We start from the raw sequence: 18,327 nt of genomic DNA on the forward strand, positions 1-18,327 counted from the left end.
CCCCGCCGCAAACGAAAACCCGGACAAGATGCCCAATAATCCGTTGTCGCGTCAACTGTCAGATGTGTAAGACTCGATTACGACGCGTGGCGGCAATCGAATCGATCATCGCGCGACAGCCCGCCGGCCGCCTGCCGAGTCCGCGTGCGGTGGCGCGTATCGAGAATCGTCGCGCGACCGAATCGTTGCGAACCGAAAAGAAAAACGGGCGGCGAACACGCACGACATGCGCATTCCCGCCCGCTCCACACGCAAGTATGCGAGTACGCGATCAGTGCAGCTTGACGCGCGGCAGCGTCGTGCGCCGCAGCCAGTGCGCGACCGTGTCGAGCATCATCCGCGGATAACCGTGCAGCGCCGCGATGTGCAGCCGGTACAGCGACATGTACATGAAGCGTGCGAACAGCCCTTCGATCAGCATGTTGCCGCCGATCAGCCCGCCCATCAGGTTGCCGACCGCGCTGAAGTGGCCGAGCGACACGAGCGAACCGAAATCGCGATACGTGAACTCGGGCAGCGGGCGCCCTTCGAGCCGGCAGCTGATCGCCTTCAGCAGGAAGCTCGCCTGCTGGTGCGCCGCCTGCGCACGCGGCGGCACGTTGCGTTCATTGCCCGGCCATGCGCAGGCCGCGCAATCGCCGAGTGCGAACACGTTGTCGTCGGTGAAGGTCTGCAGCGTGCGGCGCACGTCGAGCTGACCGAGCTTGTTGACCTGGAGACCGTCGAGATGCGAGAGCACGGACGGCGCCTTGATGCCGGCCGCCCAGACCGTCAGGTCGGCGCGCACCGCCTTGCCGCTCGCGGTATGCACGAATCCGGGCGCCACCTCGGTCACGCGCTCGCTGAGCATCAGCCGCACGCCGAGCTTCTCGAGCAGTTCGGCCGTCGCCGCCGACACGCGCTCCTGGAGTGCCGGCAGGATCCGCGGCCCCGATTCGATCAGCACGATGCCGACGTCATGGCGGGGATCGAGCTTGTGCAGCCCGTACACGGACAGCACCTGTGCGGTATTGCGCAGTTCCGCGGACAATTCGACGCCCGTCGCGCCGCCGCCGACGATCACGACCTGGATGCGCGGCTCGGCCGACTCGCCTGGCACGCTCGGCGCCGGCGCCTGATGCTCGGCGCGCATGCATGCCGCGATCAAGCGCTTGCGGAAGCGTTCGGCCTCCCCGACCGTATCGAGCGCGATCGCGTTTTCCGGCGCGCCCTGCACGCCGAAGAAGTGCGTCGTGCTGCCGATCGCGATCACGAGCGTGTCGTATTCCAGCTCGCGCGCCGGCAGCAGCTCCGCGCCGTCGCTGTCGTTGAGGGGCGACAGCGTGACGCGCTTCGCCGCACGGTCGAGCCCGGTCAGCTCGCCCTGCTGGAACTCGAAGCCGTGCCAGCGCGCCTGCGCCGCATATTCGAGCTCCTGTGTGAACGGGTCCATGCTGCCGGCTGCGACCTCGTGCAGCAATGGTTTCCAGATGTGCGTCGGATTGCGGTCGACGAGCGTGACGAGCGCACGCGCGGGACGATTGCCGCGCGCGCCGTAACGGTCGCCGAGCCGCGTCGCCAGTTCCAGGCCGCCGGCACCTCCGCCTACGATGATGATCCGATGCATCTGATTCCCCCTTTGCGATTCGAAACTGCTGCCGCCGGATGAAGCAAACGCGATGCACCCGCGCCGCCCGGTGGATTAACCGGTTCGGACATCATCGATGTGCAGTTCGAAGCACTTCGATGCGTCCGATCCGGAACGCGGGGCGCGCGCCCCACGTCAATGACATGACTGACATGCATTGTCCGGGAGCTTGCGCGTTGACCACAAGCAAACCATCTCGATATTCAGCATCCCTGCAACAATATGCCGCGGGAACGGGGAACTGGCCGGGGGTGCGTCAGTGTGCCTCTTCCCAGTTCGCGCCGGCGCCCACTTCGGCGACCAACGGCACCTTCAGCTTCGCGACGCCGCACATCATTTCCGGCAATTTCTCGCGCACGAGCGACAGCTCGCCTTCGGGCACCTCGAGCACCAGTTCATCGTGCACCTGCATGATCATTCGCGATGCGAGCCGGTCGCGCGTGAGCCAGTCGTCCACCGCGATCATCGACAGCTTGATCAGGTCGGCCGCCGTGCCCTGCATCGGTGCATTGATGGCCGCACGCTCGGCCGCCTGACGGCGCGGACCGTTGCCGCCGTTGATCTCGGGCAGCCAGAGACGGCGACCGAAAACGGTTTCGACGTAACCCTTCTCCTTCGCGGTCGCGCGCGTATCTTCCATGTACTGCGCGACGCCCGGATAGCGGGCGAAATAGCGGTCGATATAGAGCTTCGCCGCATCGCGCGTGATGCCGAGATTCGATGCGAGCCCGAACGCGCTCATCCCATAGATGAGCCCGAAGTTGATCACCTTCGCGATCCGGCGTTGATCGGAATTGACCTCCAGCGGCGTCACGCCGAATACCTCGGCAGCCGTCGCGCGATGGATGTCCTCGCCCTGCGAGAACGCGCGCAGCAGCGACGCGTCGCCCGAGATGTGCGCCATGATCCGCAGTTCGATCTGCGAATAGTCGGCCGACACGATCCGGTGGCCCGGCGACGCGATGAACGCCTCGCGGATGCGCCGCCCTTCGGCCGTGCGCACCGGAATGTTCTGAAGATTGGGATCGTTCGACGCAAGGCGGCCCGTGACCGCGACGGCCTGCGCATAGTTCGTGTGCACGCGGCCGGTGGTGGGGTTCACCATGCGCGGCAGCTTGTCGGTATAGGTCGACTTCAGCTTCGACAGCCCGCGATGCTCGAGCAGCAGCTTCGGCAGCGGGTAGTCCTCGGCCAGCTTCTGCAGCACTTCCTCGTCGGTCGACGGCGCGCCGCTCGGCGTCTTCTTCACGACCGGCAACTGCAGCTTCTCGAAGAAGATCTGCCCGATCTGCTTCGGCGAGCCGAGATTGAATTCGCCGCCCGCCAGTTCGTACGCCTCGCCCTCGAGCTCGATCAGGCGCGTCGCGATTTCGGTGCTCTGCGCGTGCAGACGCGCATCGTCGATCAGCACGCCCGTGCGCTCCATCTTGCGCAGCACGAGCGACACCGGCATCTCGATCTCGCGGTACACGCGCTCGAGGCCCGGCTCGCGTGCGACCTGCGGATACAGCGCGTGGTGAAGCTGCAGCGTGATGTCGGCATCTTCGGCTGCGTATTCGGCGGCCTGCGCGAGCGCCACTTCGTCGAAACCGATCTGCTTCGCGCCCTTGCCCGCCACGTCCTCGTACTTGATCGTCTTGACGCCCAGATGACGCAACGCGAGGCTGTCCATGTCGTGCGTGCGGTGCGATTCGACCACGTACGATTCGAGCAGCGTGTCGTGCTCGATGCCGTTCAGCGCGATGTCGTAGTTCGCGAGCACCTGCGCGTCGTACTTCAGGTGCTGGCCGACCTTCTTGCGATCGGCCGATTCGAGCCACGGTTTCAGGCGCGCGAGCACTTCGTCGAGCGGAAGCTGCTCGGGCATGTCGGGGCCGCGGTGCGCGACCGGCAGGTAGGCTGCCTTGCCCGGCTCGACCGAGAACGACAGGCCGACGAGCCGCGCGAGCATCGGATCGAGCGCGGTGGTCTCGGTATCGAACGCGGTCAGCGCGGCCGCGTCGATTTTCGCGAACCACGCGTCGAACTGTTCCCAGGTCTGGATCGTTTCGTATTCGCGCACGACGTCGGCTGCGATCACTGGAGCCGGCTCGCCTTCCGGCGCATCGGCGCCCCCGCCTTCCGCAGGCGCGCTGTCGACTTCGCGCAGCCAGGTCTTGAAGCCGTAGCGCGCGAAGATGTCGCGCAGCAGGTCGCGCGCCTCGCCGTCGCTCTTCAGCGAGGCTTCGATCGATTCGAGATGCGGCGTGAGATCGCACGACGTATCGACGGTCACGAGCTGGCGGCCGAGCGGCAGGAAATCGAGCGCGCGGCGCAGGTTGTCGCCGACCACGCCCTTGATGTCGGCCGCGTGTTCGATCACGCCGTCGAGGGTGTCGTATTGCGTCAGCCATTTCACGGCCGTCTTCGGCCCGCACTTCTCGACGCCCGGCACGTTGTCGACGGTGTCGCCGATCAGCGCGAGATAGTCGATGATGCGCTCGGGCGGCACGCCGAACTTCGCGATCACGCCGTCGCGGTCGAGCGTCTCGTTGGTCATCGTGTTGACGAGCGTGACGCGCTCGGTCACGAGCTGCGCGAGATCCTTGTCGCCGGTCGACACGATCACGTTCATCCCGTGCCGCTCCGCTTCGCGCGCGAGCGTGCCGATCACGTCGTCGGCCTCGACGCCCTCGACCATCAGCAGCGGCCAGCCGAGCGCGCGCACGGCGCCGTGGATCGGCTCGACCTGCAAGGCGAGATCGGGCGGCATCGACGGACGGTTTGCCTTATAGTCGGCATAAAGGTCGTCGCGGAACGTCTTGCCCTTTGCATCGAACACGCAAGCGCTATACTCTGCACTGACTTCCTTGCGCATACGGCGCAGCATGTTGATGATTCCGTAGAGCGCTCCGGTCGGCTCCCCGCCAGGGCCACGCAAATCAGGCATCGCATGGTAAGCCCGATACAGATAGCTCGAACCGTCAACCAATAGCAGGGTCTTACCTTCCAGATTTCGTTCTTCAGGCATTATGAACAAGAGAAAAGTGATTCCGAGTCTGCGTTCGCTCGCAGATCAAGAGCGCGCGACGGCCAAGAAGGCGCGCGCATCGTGGCAGATGTTCACGATTATGGCAGAGTTTATCGAGGCGACCGAGTACCTGTCGGAGATCCGCCCGGCTGTCAGCATCTACGGTTCTGCCCGCCTCAAACCCGACACGCCGCACTACAAGCTGGCCGTGCAGATCGCGCGCAAGCTGTCGGACGCCGGCTTCGCGGTGATCTCCGGCGGCGGCCCCGGCATCATGGAAGCCGCGAACAAGGGCGCGCACGCCGGCAAGGCGCCGTCGGTCGGCCTGAACATCGAGCTGCCGCACGAACAGGCCGGCAACCACTACCAGGACATCTCGCTGCGCTTCCGCCACTTCTTCACGCGCAAGGTCACGTTCGTGAAGAACTCGGATGCGGTGATCGTGATGCCGGGCGGCTTCGGCACGCTCGACGAACTGTCCGAAGTACTCACGCTGATCCAGACGAAGAAATCGCGCCTCGTGCCGATCATCCTCGTCGGCAGCGAGTTCTGGCAGGGGCTGCTGCAATGGTTCCGCGATCAACTGATTCCGATGGGCCTGATCAATCCGGAAGACATGGATCTGATGCAGGTGATCGACGATCCCGACCAGGTGCTCGACGCGGTGCTCGCGTTCTACGAGGACAGCGGCGAGGAAGAAGGTTCGGACGAGGACGATCATCCGCCGCGCCCGGAAGAAGACCGGATGTTCTATCTGTAACCGGTCAGTGACGACAGCCGGCCGAGCGCCCGCTGTCGTGCTTTTCATGCAACGGACAGTGCGCTCCGGCGGCTCGCCGGGCGTGACTTTGTAACGCGCTGTTAATACCTGTTCGCCGCCGTGCGCGGTCGAATGTCAAATGCCCGCAGCCGGCGCTGCACGATGCGGCGGAATCGGCCGCACCAGCGGCCCGCCAATGTCAAATGGGTGGCCCCTCGCGTGCCTGCGCGCCGCCAATCCTCCGTAATAATCACGACTCGCCTTTTCCGTCGTGCCGCAGCACACTGCATCGTGTCGGCGCGGCGTTCCCCCGGTGGAACGGTCCCCCTCGCTTCCATCGCGTCGCGTCGGCCCATTCATCACCACACCACGGAAAAGAACATGCAACGCTCGCTGATCGCCCTCGCTTTCGCCGGCCTCGGCCTTTCGCTGTCCGGCCTCGCTCACGCCGTCAACGTCGACGTCAACATCGGCACGCCCGCGCCGGTCGTCGTCGCCCCCGCGCCCGTCGTGGTCGCCCCCGCGCCGGTGATCGTCGGCTGGCACGGCGACCGCTACTGGGACGGCCGCCGCTACTGGGAACGCCGCGAGTGGGAAGATCGCGAGCGTCATCACGGTCGTGGCGGCTATCACTGCCCGCCGGGGCACGCGAAGAAGGGCGAGTGCTGAGTGCCCCAAACACAGCACGGCCGTTCGACCCGCAAGGCCGCCCGCGCACTTCGGTGCCGGGCGGCCTTGCCGCTTTGCACAACGCACCACGAACGCTGCCTCTACGCCGAAGCGCCCCGGCCGGACGAAACCGGCGTCAGCCGCCACGCTCGCGGTCGACGAAGCACCCGTCACGCATGCGCGTGAGCGAACGAAAGCGGCGCGAGGTCGGGATGCGCGCCTAGCCGGGCGACCAGGAAATCCATCAGCAAACGGTTTCTGCGCGGCAGATGCTCGCGCTGTGGCATGCACAGGTAGAGACCGTATCGACAGGTGACGTGCCGGGTCAGCAGCGGCACGAGCCGCCCTTCACGGACGTGCTCGTGAACCGAATAGCCGAAAAACTGGCCGATCGCGGCACCGCTGAGCACCGTATCGAGCTCCGCGTCGATGTCGTTGGTCGCGATGAACGGGTCGATCTGGCGGGTGTCGACCCGACCGTCGACGAGGAATTCCCACGGAAACGGCTTGCCCGTGCGCGGGTACAGGAACGCGGTGCAACGATGGTCGCGCAATGCGTCGATCGTCTGCGGCGCGCCATGGCGGCGCAAATACGCGGGCGCCGCGCAAACGACCAGTTGCAGCTCGGCGATGCGCCGCGCGATCAGCCCGCTGTCGGGCAGATCGCCGGTCCGCACGGCGAGGTCTATTCGCTGCTCGACGATGTCGGCCATGTCGTCGCTGACGACCAGCTCGGCGGTCATGCCCGGATGCTGGTCGCAGAACTCGCCGAGCAACGGCGCGAGAAACCGCCGCGCCAGCGAGTAAGGTGCCGCGACGCGCAGCGTGCCGACCGCGTGCACGCGATCGTCGTCGAGCATGCGCAGCGCGGTTTCCAGTTCGCCGACAGCACCGCGGCACTGCGCGAGCAGGCGCTCGCCCTCGACCGTCAGCGCAATCCGGTGCGTCGAACGCTGGAACAACCGAACATTCAGCAACGCCTCCAGCGCAGCGACCTGCTTGCTGGCCGCCTGCGGCGTCATGGCGAGTTCGCGAGCGCCCGCGCTGATGCCGCCCGCGACCGCGACGCGGACGAACACCGTCAGCGCCTTCAAACGATCCATTCGATGCTCCTGTCGAGCCGGGCCTGCCCGGGCATTCGTCCATGGCGCCGCGCTGCCGCGCCGTCAAGTTGAATCGGTTTCAACCGGTCCGGCGCTAGTCGCGTGCCGTTCCGCTTCGCACAATGGCGCCGTCTTCAACGATCAGCCCGTACGGGCCGCTCATCATGAAACTGCGCTGGGTTTCCGTCACCTTCCGGGCCGCCGTCGCGGCCGCATCGATCGTCGTCGGTACGACGACGCCCGCGCTCGCGCAGCAGACCGGTGCACCCGCCCGCGCCGTCGAGACGGTGCTGCTGCAAACGATGCGCGCGTGGGACGGCTCGCCCTACCGCGCCTATCCGACGGCTCGACCGGAGGTGACGGTCGTACGCTACCGCATCCCGCCGCACGCCGTCCTGCCGTGGCATACGCATCCGTCGATCAACATCGGCTACGTGCTGTCGGGCCACCTGACCGCCGTGCGCCGAAGCGACGGCAAGCGGCTGAAGCTCGGCCCCGGCGACGTGGTGCCGGAAATGGTCGGCGGCGCCCATCGCGGCGAGACCGGCGACGAAACCGCCGAGCTGATCGTGTTCTATGCGGGCACGCCCGGCACACCGCTGACGGTTGCGGACGGCGAAGACTGAGCGGCCGGCGCATTTCATCTTCACACGGAGCACTGCACATCATGTCCGATTCGCGCATCTTATCAACCCCGTCCGCCACCATGCGGCCCCGGCTCGACGGTCGCGTCGCGCTCGTCACCGGCGGCGGCACCGGTATCGGCCGGGCGGCCGCGCTCGCGTTCGCGCGGGACGGCGCCCGCGTCGTCGTCGCCGGGCGGCGTGCGGCGCCGCTCGACGAAACCGTCCGGGCGATTGTCGAACGCGGCGGCGAAGCGTTCGCGGTGACCGTCGACGTCGGCTCAGCCGATGGCGTGCGCGCACTCGTCGACACGACGATCAGGCGCTACGGCGCGTTGCATGCGGCCTTCAACAATGCCGGCACCGAAGGCACGTTCGCACCGATCGTGGAACAGACCGAGGCCGACTTCGACCACGTGATCGCCACCAATCTCAAGGGCACGTGGCTGTCGATCAAATACGAAATGGAGGCGATGCTCGCGCACGGCGACGGCGCGATCGTCAACACGTCGTCATGGCTCGCGAAAGGCGCGCTGGCCGGCTCGTCGACCTATTCCGCGAGCAAGGGCGCGCTCGATGCGCTGGTGCGCGCGGTCGCGCTCGAAGGCGGCCCGCACGGCATCCGGATCAACAATGTGAACCCGGGCATCATCGATACGCCGATGGCGCGCCGCTTCGGCGACGACGAGATGTTTCGCCCGTTCGCCGCGTTCACGCCGGCCCGGCGGATCGGTACCCCGGAAGACGTTGCGGATGCAGTCGTCTGGCTCTGCAGCGACGAAGCACGCTTCGTGACCGGCGAATCGATCCTCGTCGACGGCGGCTACACGATTGGCGGCATGCGCTGACCGGCGCCCCAACGGAGATCGAACCGATGGAGTACGTGAGACTGGGAACGTCCGGGCTGAAGGTATCGAAGCTGTGCTTGGGCTGCATGACCTACGGCCATCCGTCGTGGCGGCCGTGGGTCGTGACCGAGGACGTGGCGCGCCCGTCCATCCGCGCGGCGCTCGACGCAGGCGTGACGTTCTTCGATACGGCCGACATCTATTCGGGCGGGGAAAGCGAACGCATTCTCGGCCGCGCGCTGCGCGACTTCGCGACGCGCGACGACGTGGTGATCGGAACCAAGGCATTCTTTCCGACCGGCGACGGGCCGAATGCGCGCGGGCTGTCGCGCAAGCATCTGCTCGCAAGCATCGACGCGTCGCTGCAGCGCCTCGGGACCGATTACGTCGATCTTTACATCGTCCATCGGTTCGATCCGGATACGCCAATCGAAGAAACGCTCGATGCGCTCGACACCATCGTGAGGAGCGGCAAGGTCCGCTATCTCGGGGCATCGTCGATGCACGCGTGGCAATTCATGAAGATGCTCGCCTTCCAGCAGCATCACGGTCTCGCACGGTTCGTGTCGATGCAGAGCCAGTACAGTCTGATCTGCCGGGAGGACGAGCGCGACATGCTGCCGCTGTGCATCGACGAAGGCATCGCGTACACGCCGTGGTCTCCGCTCGGCCGCGGATTGCTGGCTGGCACGCGCGGCGAGCAGACGACGCGGGCCGCGACCGATCAGCAGATGGTGTCCTGGTACGACGGCCGCGACGCGGTCGCCGCGACCGTCGAAGCAGTCCGGCTGGCAGCGCAGGCGCGCGGCATGCCTCCCGCCCGCGTCGCGCTCGCCTGGGCGTTGCGGCGCGCCGGCGTCACCGCGCCGATCATCGGATTGTCGAAACCGCATCACATGACCGATGCGCTCGCGGCACTCGACCTGACGCTCGACGCGCACGAAACCACGTCGCTCGAAGCGGCGTTCGACCGGACGATCGAACCGGCGCAATGGTAAGCGTGGCGCCGCCGGCCCGGTTTCGCAACCGGGCCGGCGATCACGTCACTGAAACGCCACTTCCGCAAAACTCCGCAGCTTCCGGCTATGCAGCTTGTCGAGCCCGTTCGTGCGCAGGATCTCCATCGCCTTCACGCCGATCTGCAGATGCTGGTCGACCTGCCCGCGATAGAACGTGTCGGCCATGCCCGGCAGCTTCAACTCGCCGTGCAGCGGCTTGTCCGATACGCACAGCAGCGTGCCGTACGGCACCCGGAAGCGGAAGCCGTTCGCGGCGATCGTCGCGCTTTCCATGTCGAGCGCAATCGCGCGGCTCTGCGACAGCCGCTGCACGGGCTCGCGATGGTCGCGCAGCTCCCAGTTGCGGTTGTCGACGCTCGCGACGGTGCCCGTGCGCATCACGCGCTTCAGCTCCACGCCCTCCAGCCGAGTGACCTCGGCCACGCCGCGCTCGAGCGCGAGCTGCACTTCGGCCAGCGCCGGGATCGGCACCCACAGCGGCAGGTCGGCGTCGAGCACGTGATCTTCCCGCACGTAACCGTGCGCGAGCACGTAGTCGCCGAGGCGCTGCGTGTTGCGCAGCCCCGCGCAGTGACCGAGCATCACCCACGCGTGCGGACGCAGCACCGCGATGTGATCGGTGATCGTCTTCGCGTTCGACGGGCCGACGCCGATGTTGACCATCGTGATCCCGCTGCCGTCCGCGCGCTTCAGGTGATACGCGGGCATCTGCGGCAGGCGCGGCGGCGCGGTGCCCTCGGCCGGCTCGCCGCCGAGGTTCGCGTTGTACGTGACGACGTCGCCCGGCTCGACGAACGCGCTGTACTCGCTGCGATACGCGCGCACCTCGGGATCGTCGCTTTCCGTCATCATCGTGCGGCCGAGCTTCACGAACTCGTCGATGTAGAACTGGTAGTTCGTGTAGAGCACGTAGTTCTGGAAATGCGTGGGCGACGTCGCCGTGTAGTGGCGCAGCCGATGCAGCGAGAAGTCGACGCGCGCGGCCGTGAACAGCGCGAGCGGATGCGGCTCGCCCGGCGCCGGCTCGAACGTGCCGTTGACGATGCGGTCGTCGAGATACGACAGGTCGGGCGTATCGAAGATGTCGCGCATCGCGAGCAGGCGGTCGCGATCGAGCTCGCCCTCAAGATGGATGCCTTCCGGAAACGCGAAATGAATCGGAATCGGCTGCGACGACACGCCGATCTCGATCTTGACATGGTGGTTCTTCGCCAGCAAACGCAGTTGCTCTCGGTAGTAGTTCGCGAAGAGATCGGGGCGCGTGACCGTCGTCTCGAATACGCCGGGGCCCGCGACGAAGCCGTACGAGCGGCGCGAATCGACGTGCGTGTTGACGTCGGTGCGAATCCGCACGAACGGATAGCATGCGCGCACGTGCTCGGTAATCGCTTCGTGGCGGCGATAGCGCGCGAACGCGTCGCGCAGGAAGCCCGTATTCGTGTCGTAAATGGCGGACAACCGCGCGACGGCGGCGATCGGATCGTCGAAAGCCTCGACCGACGGGCTTTCGGGCGACAGCACACGGTGCCGGCGGCTCAAATCGTTCTTCATTTTCATCACCTCGTCTGATCCGACGACATTACCACGGAACCCGGTCGCCTTTATGGCCGCCCCTGCGCACGGAGGGGCCGGATGGCGCGCAGTATTTGCTAAAATCGGTGGGTTCACTGGAGACTCATCATGAAGCCGCTCATTTTCGTCGCCGCTGCCGTCGCGTTTGCCGCCGCCAGCGTCGCTCACGCCGCCGGCGGCACGCCTGACGCCGACGCGCAGGCCCGGGCCGAGGCCAACGAAGCCGCCGGCCTGCCCGATCTCCGCAAGATCAACCGGCCGGGCGCCGAAGTCACGTCGAAAGTGGACTTCGCCGACATCCGCCGCACGCCGAGCTTCCACGAAAAGAGCAAGAACGGCACCGAAGTCACCGAGTACCGCGACCGCGGCAAGCCGGTCGAGATCGACGTGAAGTCGAACTTCGGCACGCGCTACCAGATGAGCTCCACGCCCGACACGTCGCCGAAGCCGCACGACGCGGGCATCCCGATCACACGCCTGCCGTCGCTGAACCTGCGCTACTGATTCCGTGGCGCGGCGCGCCCACCGCGCCGCGCCGCCCCTTCACCTGCTGTCGCGCTGCACGCCGCCCGCGTGCCGACACCCTGACCTGACGCATCCCGCATGGCCGTTTTCACCGCTGTTTCCGACTCCGATCTCGCGCAATGGATGCGCCACTACGAACTGGGCGACGTGCTTGCGTTCCGCGGCATTCCGTCCGGTATCGAAAACAGCAATTTCTTCCTGACGACGACGCGCGGCGAATACGTCCTCACGATCTTCGAAAAGCTCACCGCGCAGCAGCTGCCGTTCTACCTCGACCTGATGCGTCATCTGGCCGCCCACGGCGTGCCGGTGCCGGACCCGATCCCGCGCGACGACGGCGCGCTGTTCGGCGAGCTGCACGGCAAGCCTGCCGCGATCGTCACGAAGCTCGACGGCGCGGCCGAACTCGCGCCCGGGGTCGAACACTGCATCGAGGTCGGACAGATGCTCGCGCGCCTGCACCTCGCGGGCCGCGACTATCCGCGCAACCAGCCGAACCTGCGCAGCCTGCCGTGGTGGCAGGAGAACGTGCCGGCGATCGTGCCGTTCATCACGGACGCGCAACGCGCGCTGCTCGAAGGCGAGCTCGCGCACCAGGCCGGTTTCTTCGCGTCGGACGACTACGCAGCGCTGCCGGCCGGCCCATGCCATTGCGACCTGTTCCGCGATAACGTGCTGTTCGCCCATGCGGCGCCCGGCACCGGCCACGACGTGCGGCTCGGCGGCTTCTTCGACTTCTATTTCGCGGGCTGCGACAAGTGGCTGTTCGACGTCGCGGTCACCGTCAACGACTGGTGCGTCGACCTCGCGACCGGTGTGCTCGACGTCGCGCGCGCCGATGCGCTGCTGCGCGCGTACCAGACCGTGCGGCCGTTCACGGCCGCAGAGCGCCGCCACTGGAGCGACATGCTGCGCGCCGGCGCGTACCGCTTCTGGGTGTCGCGCCTGTACGACTTCTACCTGCCGCGCGCGGCCGAGATGCTCAAGCCGCACGACCCCGGCCATTTCGAACGCATCCTGCGTGAGCGTATCGCGCATACGCCCGCGCTTCCCGAGATCCAAACCGCATGCAACTGATCGAAGTGCCCGCGAAAACGGGCTATGTCTGGTTCCGTCAAGGCATCTGGCTGTTCCGCCGGAATCCGCTCGCGTTCATCACGCTGTTCTTCACGTACCTGCTCGCGATCACGCTGGTGTCGATGGTGCCGGTGATCGGCTCCGCGCTGCCGCTGGTGTTCATTCCCGGCATCGCGGTCGGCTTCATGGCAGCGTGCCGCGACACGGTGGCCGGCAAGACGGTGATGCCGACGATCCTCGTCGACGGCTTTCGCTCGTACGGCACCGTCGCGACCCAGCGGCTGCTCGTGCTCGGCGTGATCTACGTCGCGTCGATGGTGCTCGTGTTCGCCGCTTCGTCGTTCGCCGACGGCGGCGCGCTGTTCCACGTGATGATGGGCGCAGCCGACGAAGCGAACACGACGCCCGAGACGCTCGCCGCGCAAGGCACGCTCGGCGCGCTGTTCTTCGCGACGCTGCTCTATCTGCCGGTCGCGATGCTGTTCTGGTTCGCGCCGGTACTGGTCGCATGGCATGACGTCCCGCCGGCGAAGGCGCTGTTCTTCAGCGTCGTCAGCTGCTGGCGCAATCGCGGCGCGTTCGCCGTATACGGCGTGCTGTGGTTCGCCGTCGCGCTCGGCACGTCGCTCGCGCTGTCGCTGCTGCTGCAGGCGCTCGGCGCCGGCGCGTACGCGCTGACGATCATGATGCCGGTGACGATCATCATCGTCACGATGCTGTACTGCTCGTTCTACGCGACCTATCGCGGCTGCTTCGGCGTGCAGGAACCGGGCGCGACGACGACGATGTCGGGCCGCTGAACCGTCTCCTGACCGGCGCATGGCGCCGGCCGTCACGCAGTTTCCGCGCCGGGTCGTCCCCGGCGCGCACCTGATCTCTCCCCTTTCTCGTATCGACCGCCTCTGGTCGGCCCTGTTCAACGCGATCTTTTGCGCGCAAAATAATTTGCGTACAAATCGTTCGCGCATTGCCGCGCCTCCCGAACCATGGACCGCCTGCCTCCGCTGCCCCAGACGCTCGACGAGCAACTGTGCTTCGCGCTTTATTCGACTTCGCACGCGATGACGAAGGCGTACAAGCCGCTGCTCGACAAGCTGTCGCTGACCTATCCCCAATATCTCGCGATGCTCGTGCTGTGGGAGCGCGACGACATGGCCGTGAAGGACATCGCCGCGCGGCTCGACCTGGACCCGGCCACGGTCACGCCGCTGCTCAAGCGGCTGGAAGCGCTCGGCTACGTGGAGCGCGTACGCAGCGCGGCCGACGAACGCGTCGTCAACGTTCGCGTGACGCCGGAAGGCCGGGCGCTGAAGGATCGCGCGCGCTCGGTGCCCGCCGACCTCTTTTGCGCGATGCAACAGACACCCGAATTCCTGATCAGGCTGCGCGCCGATCTCCAGCAGCTGCGCGATGCGCTGTCGGTGGCCAACGAACGCTGACACGCCCGGCATGAACCGACCTGCCCGCTGCTGCCGGGTTTTTCTTCAAAATTTCATTTGCACACTAATGATTTGTGTTCTATATTTTGTCCATGGCCGGCGACATTCCGTCCGACCGGACCGCTGTTCCCCTCTCTTCCCGACAGGAGCTGCACGATGAACATTCTGTACAAGACCAGCGCCACAAGCACGGGCGGCCGCGACGGCCGCGCGGTATCCGCTGACAACAAGCTGGAAGTGAAACTGGCCGCGCCGCGTGAACTCGGTGGCACGGGCGCGGAAGGCACGAATCCGGAGCAACTGTTCGCCGCAGGTTACTCGGCCTGTTTCCTGAGTGCGATGAAATTCGTCGCGGGCCAGAACAAGCAGACGCTGCCGGCCGATACGCAAGTCACGGCGGAAGTAGGCATCGGCCCGAACGACGCAGGCGGCTTCGGGCTCGACATCGAGCTGCGCGTGTCGCTGCCGGGGCTCGACAAGAACGACGCGCAAGTGCTGGTCGACAAGGCGCACCACGTGTGCCCGTATTCGAACGCCACGCGCAACAACGTGCCGGTGCGCCTGACGGTCGTCTGACGCGGCACAGGTTCAGGGCTCAGGAAATACAAAAAGGGCGCGTGCGGCATGGTGCCGCAGGCGCCCTTTTGCGCGATGCATCGAAATGGCGGGCCGGCAGGCCCGCGTGCGCCGCTTAGCGCGCGCCGATCGAATACGGGCGGTTCATTGCCGCGTCGCGATCGATCTTGCGCATGCGGAATTCGAGGTCGTAGATGTCGGTGGCTTCGGCCAGATACGCGTCGGCGCGCTCTTTCGCGGCCTTGTCAGCGTTCTTGGTCAGCATCAGGAAGAGGTGGCTCAGCAGGTACATGATCGATCTCGCTATTCAAAGGTTCTGGACTAGGGTTTTCCCGAATTATAGGGAAAACCCTAGGCTTTGACCAGTGTCGATCAGACGATGCGTCGTTCGGTCGCCACAGTGCGGCGACGGGTTTCGAAAAAAGCCCAGATCATTGCGCTGGCGTCGGGGCCGACCGCCGCGTGAAACGGCACGGCTTCGTCGCCGCCGGCCCACGCATGATCGAGCCCCTTCACGTGACACAGCCGCACCACCGGCTCGCCGTCGCGGCACACGTCGGTGATCTGTGCGCCCGTTTCGCGCGTCTCGACCCGCTCGCCGCCGCGCAGCGCGCCTCGGCTGTCGGCGAGCCCGTTCAGGCGCATGAACTGCACGGTCAGCTGATCGGCATTCTTCGGCGCGACGACATGATCGCCGTCACCCTGGACGATCAGCGCGGGCATGCCCGGATAGGCGCCGGCATCGACCAGCGCATCGACCGCCGCGGCCGGGTTCTGCCTCAAGCCCCGCCGCATCACGTCCATCGCGGTGATGCCGGAATTCGCCTCGCCGAGCGCGGGGCCCGAGTGCAGCGCGACCGCGGCGAAGCGGTCCGGATGGTGCAGTGCAAGAAGCGACGCAAGCCCCGCACCGGCCGACAGCCCCGCGACGTAAACACGCGACGCGTCGAAGCCATGTTCGTCGACCAGCGCGTCGACCAGGGACGCCACCGTGTCCGCCTCGCCGCGCCCCGCGCGATCGGTGTCTTCATACCAGTGCCAGCAACCGTGCGTATGCGCGCGCAGCGACTGTTCCGGATACAGCACCGCGAAACCGTGCTTGTCGGCCAGCAGGTTCATCCGGGTGCCCTGCGCGAATTCGTCGACGGACTGCTGGCAGCCGTGCAGCATCACGACCAGCGGCATCGCGCCACGCCGGCGGCCGGGCGGTATGTAGAGCCCGTATGCGAGATTCTGGACGAGGCGGCCGAGCGCGGGTGTCATCGGATGTTCGCCCCGCGTCCACTCGCCTGCCGCCCATGCGGCGGCGCGCGGCCGCACGCGCGATTCGCGCGGCGGGGACAGATCTGAGGCCGCGGCCTCGAGTGCGTCGCGTGTGATGCGCTGGGCATCGCGCGCCGCGCGCTTGGCGGTCGGGGACAGCATGCGTTTCATGCCGCCCAGCCACACTTTGGTCAGACTTTTGGTCATCGATCGGGCTCGCAGTCAGGAAAAATAGGGGCGCCATGAGAGCGCCACAACGGATGCATCGTTCGACTTTGTGCAATGCACCATAACATTGTTTCCAGGATTTTTCCTGCACGCCGGTCGTGGCCGGCGGCGCAAAAAACGGGCCTCATGCGGACGCGGCGCTATACTGGGGCTTCGCCGCTTGTATCCGTTGTAGTCGTTCTTCCCGGCTCGCGCGTTGATTTAAGCATTCTCCCCGCCTTCGTTCTTCCCCTTCCCGATGTTCGACCTGCCTTCTCACCTGTGGATCATGATCACCGCGTTCGGCGGCGCCGGGCTGACCTTGCCGCTCGCGATCACGATTGCCGTCTGGCTCGCGCTCGGCTACTCGTGGCGGCGCGCGGCCGCGTGGCTCGGCGTGCTCGCGGCCGCGATCGGCGTGGTGGCGCTCACGAAGATCGCGTTCCTCGGCTGGGGCATCGGCATTCGCGCGTGGGATTTCACCGGCTTCAGCGGGCATGCGATGCTGTCGACATCGGTGTATCCGGTCGCGATTTTCCTCGCGCTGATCCGCACGCGCACGCCGGTGCGGATCGCCGGCATCGCGCTCGGGCTGGCGGCCGGCGTCGCGGTCGGCGTGTCGCGCGTCGCGCTCGACGCGCATTCGCCGTCGGAATCGATCACCGGCTGCATCGTCGGGGCAATCGCCGCGCTCGCGTTCATCGCCGGCTCGTGGCGGGCGGTGCCGCACCGCTGGTCGGTGCCGGCGGTCGTCGCGAGCCTCGCGCTCGTCACCGTGGCGCTGCACGGCCTCACGGTGCCGTCGCACCGCTGGGTCACCAAGGTCGCGCTGGAACTGTCGGGACACGAGCGTCCGTTCGTCCGGGCGCGCTGGAAGGCCAACCCGAACTACCATCCCGCGTCGCAGCCGTCGTCGCTGCAGCGCACCGAGTCGGCGCCGCCTACGCTTCACGCGTGACGGCCCGCCCGGCCAGCCCTTCCCACGTCTGACCATTTCATGCGCACCGTCGCATGCGCAGTATGCCGAGCGTTATAACCCGCCCTATATTACGATTACGGTTTCTACCCGTTCAAAACGAATCCACCATGCGCTCAACCGTCCGTCCGCTTCGCCGCACCCTGCTTCGCCTGCTGCCGATCGCCACGCTTGCCGCCGGGTTCGCGTTCAGCGCGCCCGCTTCCGCCGCCGACGAACTGGTCGTGTCGGCCGCCGCCAGCCTGACGAACGCATTCAAGGCCGTCGGCGACGCGTACGAGAAGCAGCATCCGGACACCAGGGTGCTGTTCAACTTCGGCGCATCGGACGTGCTGATGCAGCAGATCGCCAAGGGCGCGCCGGCCGACGTGTTCGCGTCGGCCGACCAGAAGGCGATGGATCGCGCGGTGAGCGAAAAGGTGATCGTGCCCGGCACGCGCCGCGATTTCGCCGCGAATTCGCTGGTGCTGATCGTGCCGGCGGACAGCCGCGCGGCCGCGCCGACGTCGCTGAACGACCTGACCGCGCCCGGCGTGAAGCGCATCGCGTACGGCGACCCGGCCTCGGTGCCGGTCGGCCGCTACACCGAGGGTGCGCTGCGCGCGGCCGGCGTGTGGGACGCCGTCAGCGCGAAGGGCGTGCTGGCCGCCAACGTGCGCCAGAGCCTCGACTACGTCGCGCGCGGCGAGGTCGACGCGGGCTTCGTGTTCGGCACCGACGCCGCGATCATGCCGGGCCGCGTGAAAGTCGCGCTGACGGTGCCGACCCAGACGGCCATCACCTACCCGATCGCCGTGGTCAAGGACAGCCGCCACGCCGCGCAAGCGCAGTCGTTCATCGATTTCGTCGCGTCGCCGCAGGGCCAGGCCGTGCTGTCGACGTTCGGCTTCAAGCCCGCCAAGTGAGCTTATCGCGATGCAAGACGCCTGGGTCCCGCTGCTGCTGTCGCTGAAGGTTGCCGGCTGGGCGACCGCGCTCGACATCGTGCTCGGCGTCGCGGCCGCGTTCGTGCTCGCGCGCTGGCGCTCGCCGC

At 66.8% G+C, this 18,327-nt stretch carries 18 protein-coding genes and 1 pseudogene; 13 read left to right on the top strand and 6 right to left on the bottom strand.

The window, feature by feature from the left end; genetic code table 11:
• Positions 1-271 precede the first annotated feature (271 nt).
• On the bottom strand, positions 272-1,606 hold the full coding sequence (locus H3O04_RS24060) for an NAD(P)/FAD-dependent oxidoreductase (RefSeq protein WP_006479436.1): 1,335 nt from the start codon (positions 1,604-1,606) through the stop codon (positions 272-274).
• 277 nt (positions 1,607-1,883) lie between these two features.
• Positions 1,884-4,637, bottom strand: a complete 2,754-nt coding sequence (gene polA / locus H3O04_RS24065) for a DNA polymerase I (protein WP_034174879.1) — start codon at positions 4,635-4,637, stop codon at positions 1,884-1,886.
• A gap of 1 nt (position 4,638) precedes the next feature.
• Between polA and H3O04_RS24070 the strand changes: the two genes are divergently transcribed.
• Positions 4,639-5,397 (top strand): TIGR00730 family Rossman fold protein, encoded by a 759-nt coding sequence (locus tag H3O04_RS24070; protein WP_006479437.1) that lies wholly within the window; start codon positions 4,639-4,641, stop codon positions 5,395-5,397.
• Between the two features lie 381 nt (positions 5,398-5,778).
• Positions 5,779-6,066 (top strand): hypothetical protein, encoded by a 288-nt coding sequence (locus H3O04_RS24075; RefSeq protein WP_034174880.1) that lies wholly within the window; start codon positions 5,779-5,781, stop codon positions 6,064-6,066.
• A 170-nt stretch (positions 6,067-6,236) separates the two neighbouring features.
• On the opposite strand, the gene H3O04_RS24080 is transcribed toward H3O04_RS24075, so the two are convergent.
• Positions 6,237-7,169, bottom strand: coding sequence for a LysR family transcriptional regulator (locus tag H3O04_RS24080; protein WP_006479441.1), 933 nt, complete (start codon positions 7,167-7,169; stop codon positions 6,237-6,239).
• A gap of 164 nt (positions 7,170-7,333) precedes the next feature.
• On the opposite strand from H3O04_RS24080, the gene H3O04_RS24085 reads away from it, so the two are divergent.
• The 3 genes from H3O04_RS24085 to H3O04_RS24095 are packed head-to-tail and all read left to right on the top strand — an operon-like array spanning position 7,334 to position 9,638.
• Positions 7,334-7,795, top strand: coding sequence for a cupin domain-containing protein (locus tag H3O04_RS24085; protein WP_034175293.1), 462 nt, complete (start codon positions 7,334-7,336; stop codon positions 7,793-7,795).
• A gap of 41 nt (positions 7,796-7,836) precedes the next feature.
• Positions 7,837-8,640, top strand: coding sequence for an SDR family NAD(P)-dependent oxidoreductase (locus H3O04_RS24090; protein ID WP_124476643.1), 804 nt, complete (start codon positions 7,837-7,839; stop codon positions 8,638-8,640).
• A gap of 26 nt (positions 8,641-8,666) precedes the next feature.
• A complete protein-coding gene (locus H3O04_RS24095) occupies positions 8,667-9,638 on the top strand; it encodes an aldo/keto reductase (RefSeq protein WP_202588587.1) in 972 nt (323 codons plus the stop codon).
• Positions 9,639-9,683: 45 nt separating this feature from the next.
• Here H3O04_RS24095 and H3O04_RS24100 read toward each other — a convergent pair whose 3' ends face one another.
• On the bottom strand, positions 9,684-11,210 hold the full coding sequence (locus H3O04_RS24100; RefSeq protein WP_011548157.1) for an AMP nucleosidase: 1,527 nt from the start codon (positions 11,208-11,210) through the stop codon (positions 9,684-9,686).
• 129 nt (positions 11,211-11,339) lie between these two features.
• On the opposite strand from H3O04_RS24100, the gene H3O04_RS24105 reads away from it, so the two are divergent.
• From H3O04_RS24105 to H3O04_RS24125, 5 genes are all read left to right on the top strand, one after another.
• A complete protein-coding gene (locus H3O04_RS24105; protein WP_006479446.1) occupies positions 11,340-11,735 on the top strand; it encodes a hypothetical protein in 396 nt (131 codons plus the stop codon).
• Between the two features lie 99 nt (positions 11,736-11,834).
• Entirely contained in the window at positions 11,835-12,833 is a 999-nt protein-coding gene (locus tag H3O04_RS24110) for a homoserine kinase (protein ID WP_006479447.1), read from the top strand.
• On the top strand, positions 12,824-13,633 hold the full coding sequence (locus tag H3O04_RS24115; RefSeq protein WP_202588588.1) for a BPSS1780 family membrane protein: 810 nt from the start codon (positions 12,824-12,826) through the stop codon (positions 13,631-13,633). The genes H3O04_RS24110 and H3O04_RS24115 overlap by 10 nt, the downstream gene beginning before the upstream one ends.
• Positions 13,634-13,819: 186 nt before the next feature.
• Positions 13,820-14,272, top strand: coding sequence for a MarR family winged helix-turn-helix transcriptional regulator (locus tag H3O04_RS24120; protein ID WP_006479449.1), 453 nt, complete (start codon positions 13,820-13,822; stop codon positions 14,270-14,272).
• A 156-nt stretch (positions 14,273-14,428) separates the two neighbouring features.
• A complete protein-coding gene (locus tag H3O04_RS24125; protein WP_006479451.1) occupies positions 14,429-14,848 on the top strand; it encodes an organic hydroperoxide resistance protein in 420 nt (139 codons plus the stop codon).
• A gap of 115 nt (positions 14,849-14,963) precedes the next feature.
• Here H3O04_RS24125 and H3O04_RS24130 read toward each other — a convergent pair whose 3' ends face one another.
• Together H3O04_RS24130 and H3O04_RS24135 are read right to left on the bottom strand one after the other, a co-directional pair.
• Entirely contained in the window at positions 14,964-15,140 is a 177-nt protein-coding gene (locus H3O04_RS24130; protein ID WP_011548159.1) for a DUF3563 family protein, read from the bottom strand.
• An 80-nt stretch (positions 15,141-15,220) separates the two neighbouring features.
• Positions 15,221-16,318, bottom strand: coding sequence for an extracellular catalytic domain type 1 short-chain-length polyhydroxyalkanoate depolymerase (locus H3O04_RS24135; protein ID WP_023474416.1), 1,098 nt, complete (start codon positions 16,316-16,318; stop codon positions 15,221-15,223).
• Between the two features lie 259 nt (positions 16,319-16,577).
• Between H3O04_RS24135 and H3O04_RS24140 the strand changes: the two genes are divergently transcribed.
• From H3O04_RS24140 to H3O04_RS24150, 3 genes and pseudogenes are all read left to right on the top strand, one after another.
• The gene (locus H3O04_RS24140) at positions 16,578-17,276 is read left to right on the top strand and encodes a phosphatase PAP2 family protein (protein WP_006479453.1); all 699 of its coding nucleotides are present in this window, start codon (positions 16,578-16,580) and stop codon (positions 17,274-17,276) included.
• 128 nt (positions 17,277-17,404) lie between these two features.
• Positions 17,405-18,199, top strand: coding sequence for a molybdate ABC transporter substrate-binding protein (gene modA / locus H3O04_RS24145; RefSeq protein ID WP_202588589.1), 795 nt, complete (start codon positions 17,405-17,407; stop codon positions 18,197-18,199).
• A gap of 10 nt (positions 18,200-18,209) precedes the next feature.
• A pseudogene (locus tag H3O04_RS24150) lies at positions 18,210-18,327 on the top strand (molybdate ABC transporter permease subunit); the annotation flags it as partial.

This window comes from Burkholderia sp. KCJ3K979, assembly GCF_016759955.1.
GTDB classification, from domain to species: Bacteria; Pseudomonadota; Gammaproteobacteria; order Burkholderiales; family Burkholderiaceae; genus Burkholderia; species Burkholderia orbicola.

Coding starts and splice junctions, on each gene's coding strand:
- H3O04_RS24105 (WP_006479446.1), top strand. CDS start 11,340: ATGAAGCCGCTCATTTTCGTCGCCGCTGCCGTCGCGTTTGCCGCCGCC.
- H3O04_RS24060 (WP_006479436.1), bottom strand. CDS start 1,606: ATGCATCGGATCATCATCGTAGGCGGAGGTGCCGGCGGCCTGGAACTG.
- H3O04_RS24140 (WP_006479453.1), top strand. CDS start 16,578: ATGTTCGACCTGCCTTCTCACCTGTGGATCATGATCACCGCGTTCGGC.
- H3O04_RS24080 (WP_006479441.1), bottom strand. CDS start 7,169: ATGGATCGTTTGAAGGCGCTGACGGTGTTCGTCCGCGTCGCGGTCGCG.
- H3O04_RS24085 (WP_034175293.1), top strand. CDS start 7,334: ATGAAACTGCGCTGGGTTTCCGTCACCTTCCGGGCCGCCGTCGCGGCC.
- H3O04_RS24095 (WP_202588587.1), top strand. CDS start 8,667: ATGGAGTACGTGAGACTGGGAACGTCCGGGCTGAAGGTATCGAAGCTG.
- H3O04_RS24130 (WP_011548159.1), bottom strand. CDS start 15,140: ATGTACCTGCTGAGCCACCTCTTCCTGATGCTGACCAAGAACGCTGAC.
- H3O04_RS24100 (WP_011548157.1), bottom strand. CDS start 11,210: ATGAAGAACGATTTGAGCCGCCGGCACCGTGTGCTGTCGCCCGAAAGC.
- H3O04_RS24075 (WP_034174880.1), top strand. CDS start 5,779: ATGCAACGCTCGCTGATCGCCCTCGCTTTCGCCGGCCTCGGCCTTTCG.
- H3O04_RS24115 (WP_202588588.1), top strand. CDS start 12,824: ATGCAACTGATCGAAGTGCCCGCGAAAACGGGCTATGTCTGGTTCCGT.
- polA (WP_034174879.1), bottom strand. CDS start 4,637: ATGCCTGAAGAACGAAATCTGGAAGGTAAGACCCTGCTATTGGTTGAC.
- H3O04_RS24090 (WP_124476643.1), top strand. CDS start 7,837: ATGTCCGATTCGCGCATCTTATCAACCCCGTCCGCCACCATGCGGCCC.
- H3O04_RS24070 (WP_006479437.1), top strand. CDS start 4,639: ATGAACAAGAGAAAAGTGATTCCGAGTCTGCGTTCGCTCGCAGATCAA.
- modA (WP_202588589.1), top strand. CDS start 17,405: ATGCGCTCAACCGTCCGTCCGCTTCGCCGCACCCTGCTTCGCCTGCTG.
- H3O04_RS24135 (WP_023474416.1), bottom strand. CDS start 16,318: ATGACCAAAAGTCTGACCAAAGTGTGGCTGGGCGGCATGAAACGCATG.
- H3O04_RS24110 (WP_006479447.1), top strand. CDS start 11,835: ATGGCCGTTTTCACCGCTGTTTCCGACTCCGATCTCGCGCAATGGATG.
- H3O04_RS24120 (WP_006479449.1), top strand. CDS start 13,820: ATGGACCGCCTGCCTCCGCTGCCCCAGACGCTCGACGAGCAACTGTGC.
- H3O04_RS24125 (WP_006479451.1), top strand. CDS start 14,429: ATGAACATTCTGTACAAGACCAGCGCCACAAGCACGGGCGGCCGCGAC.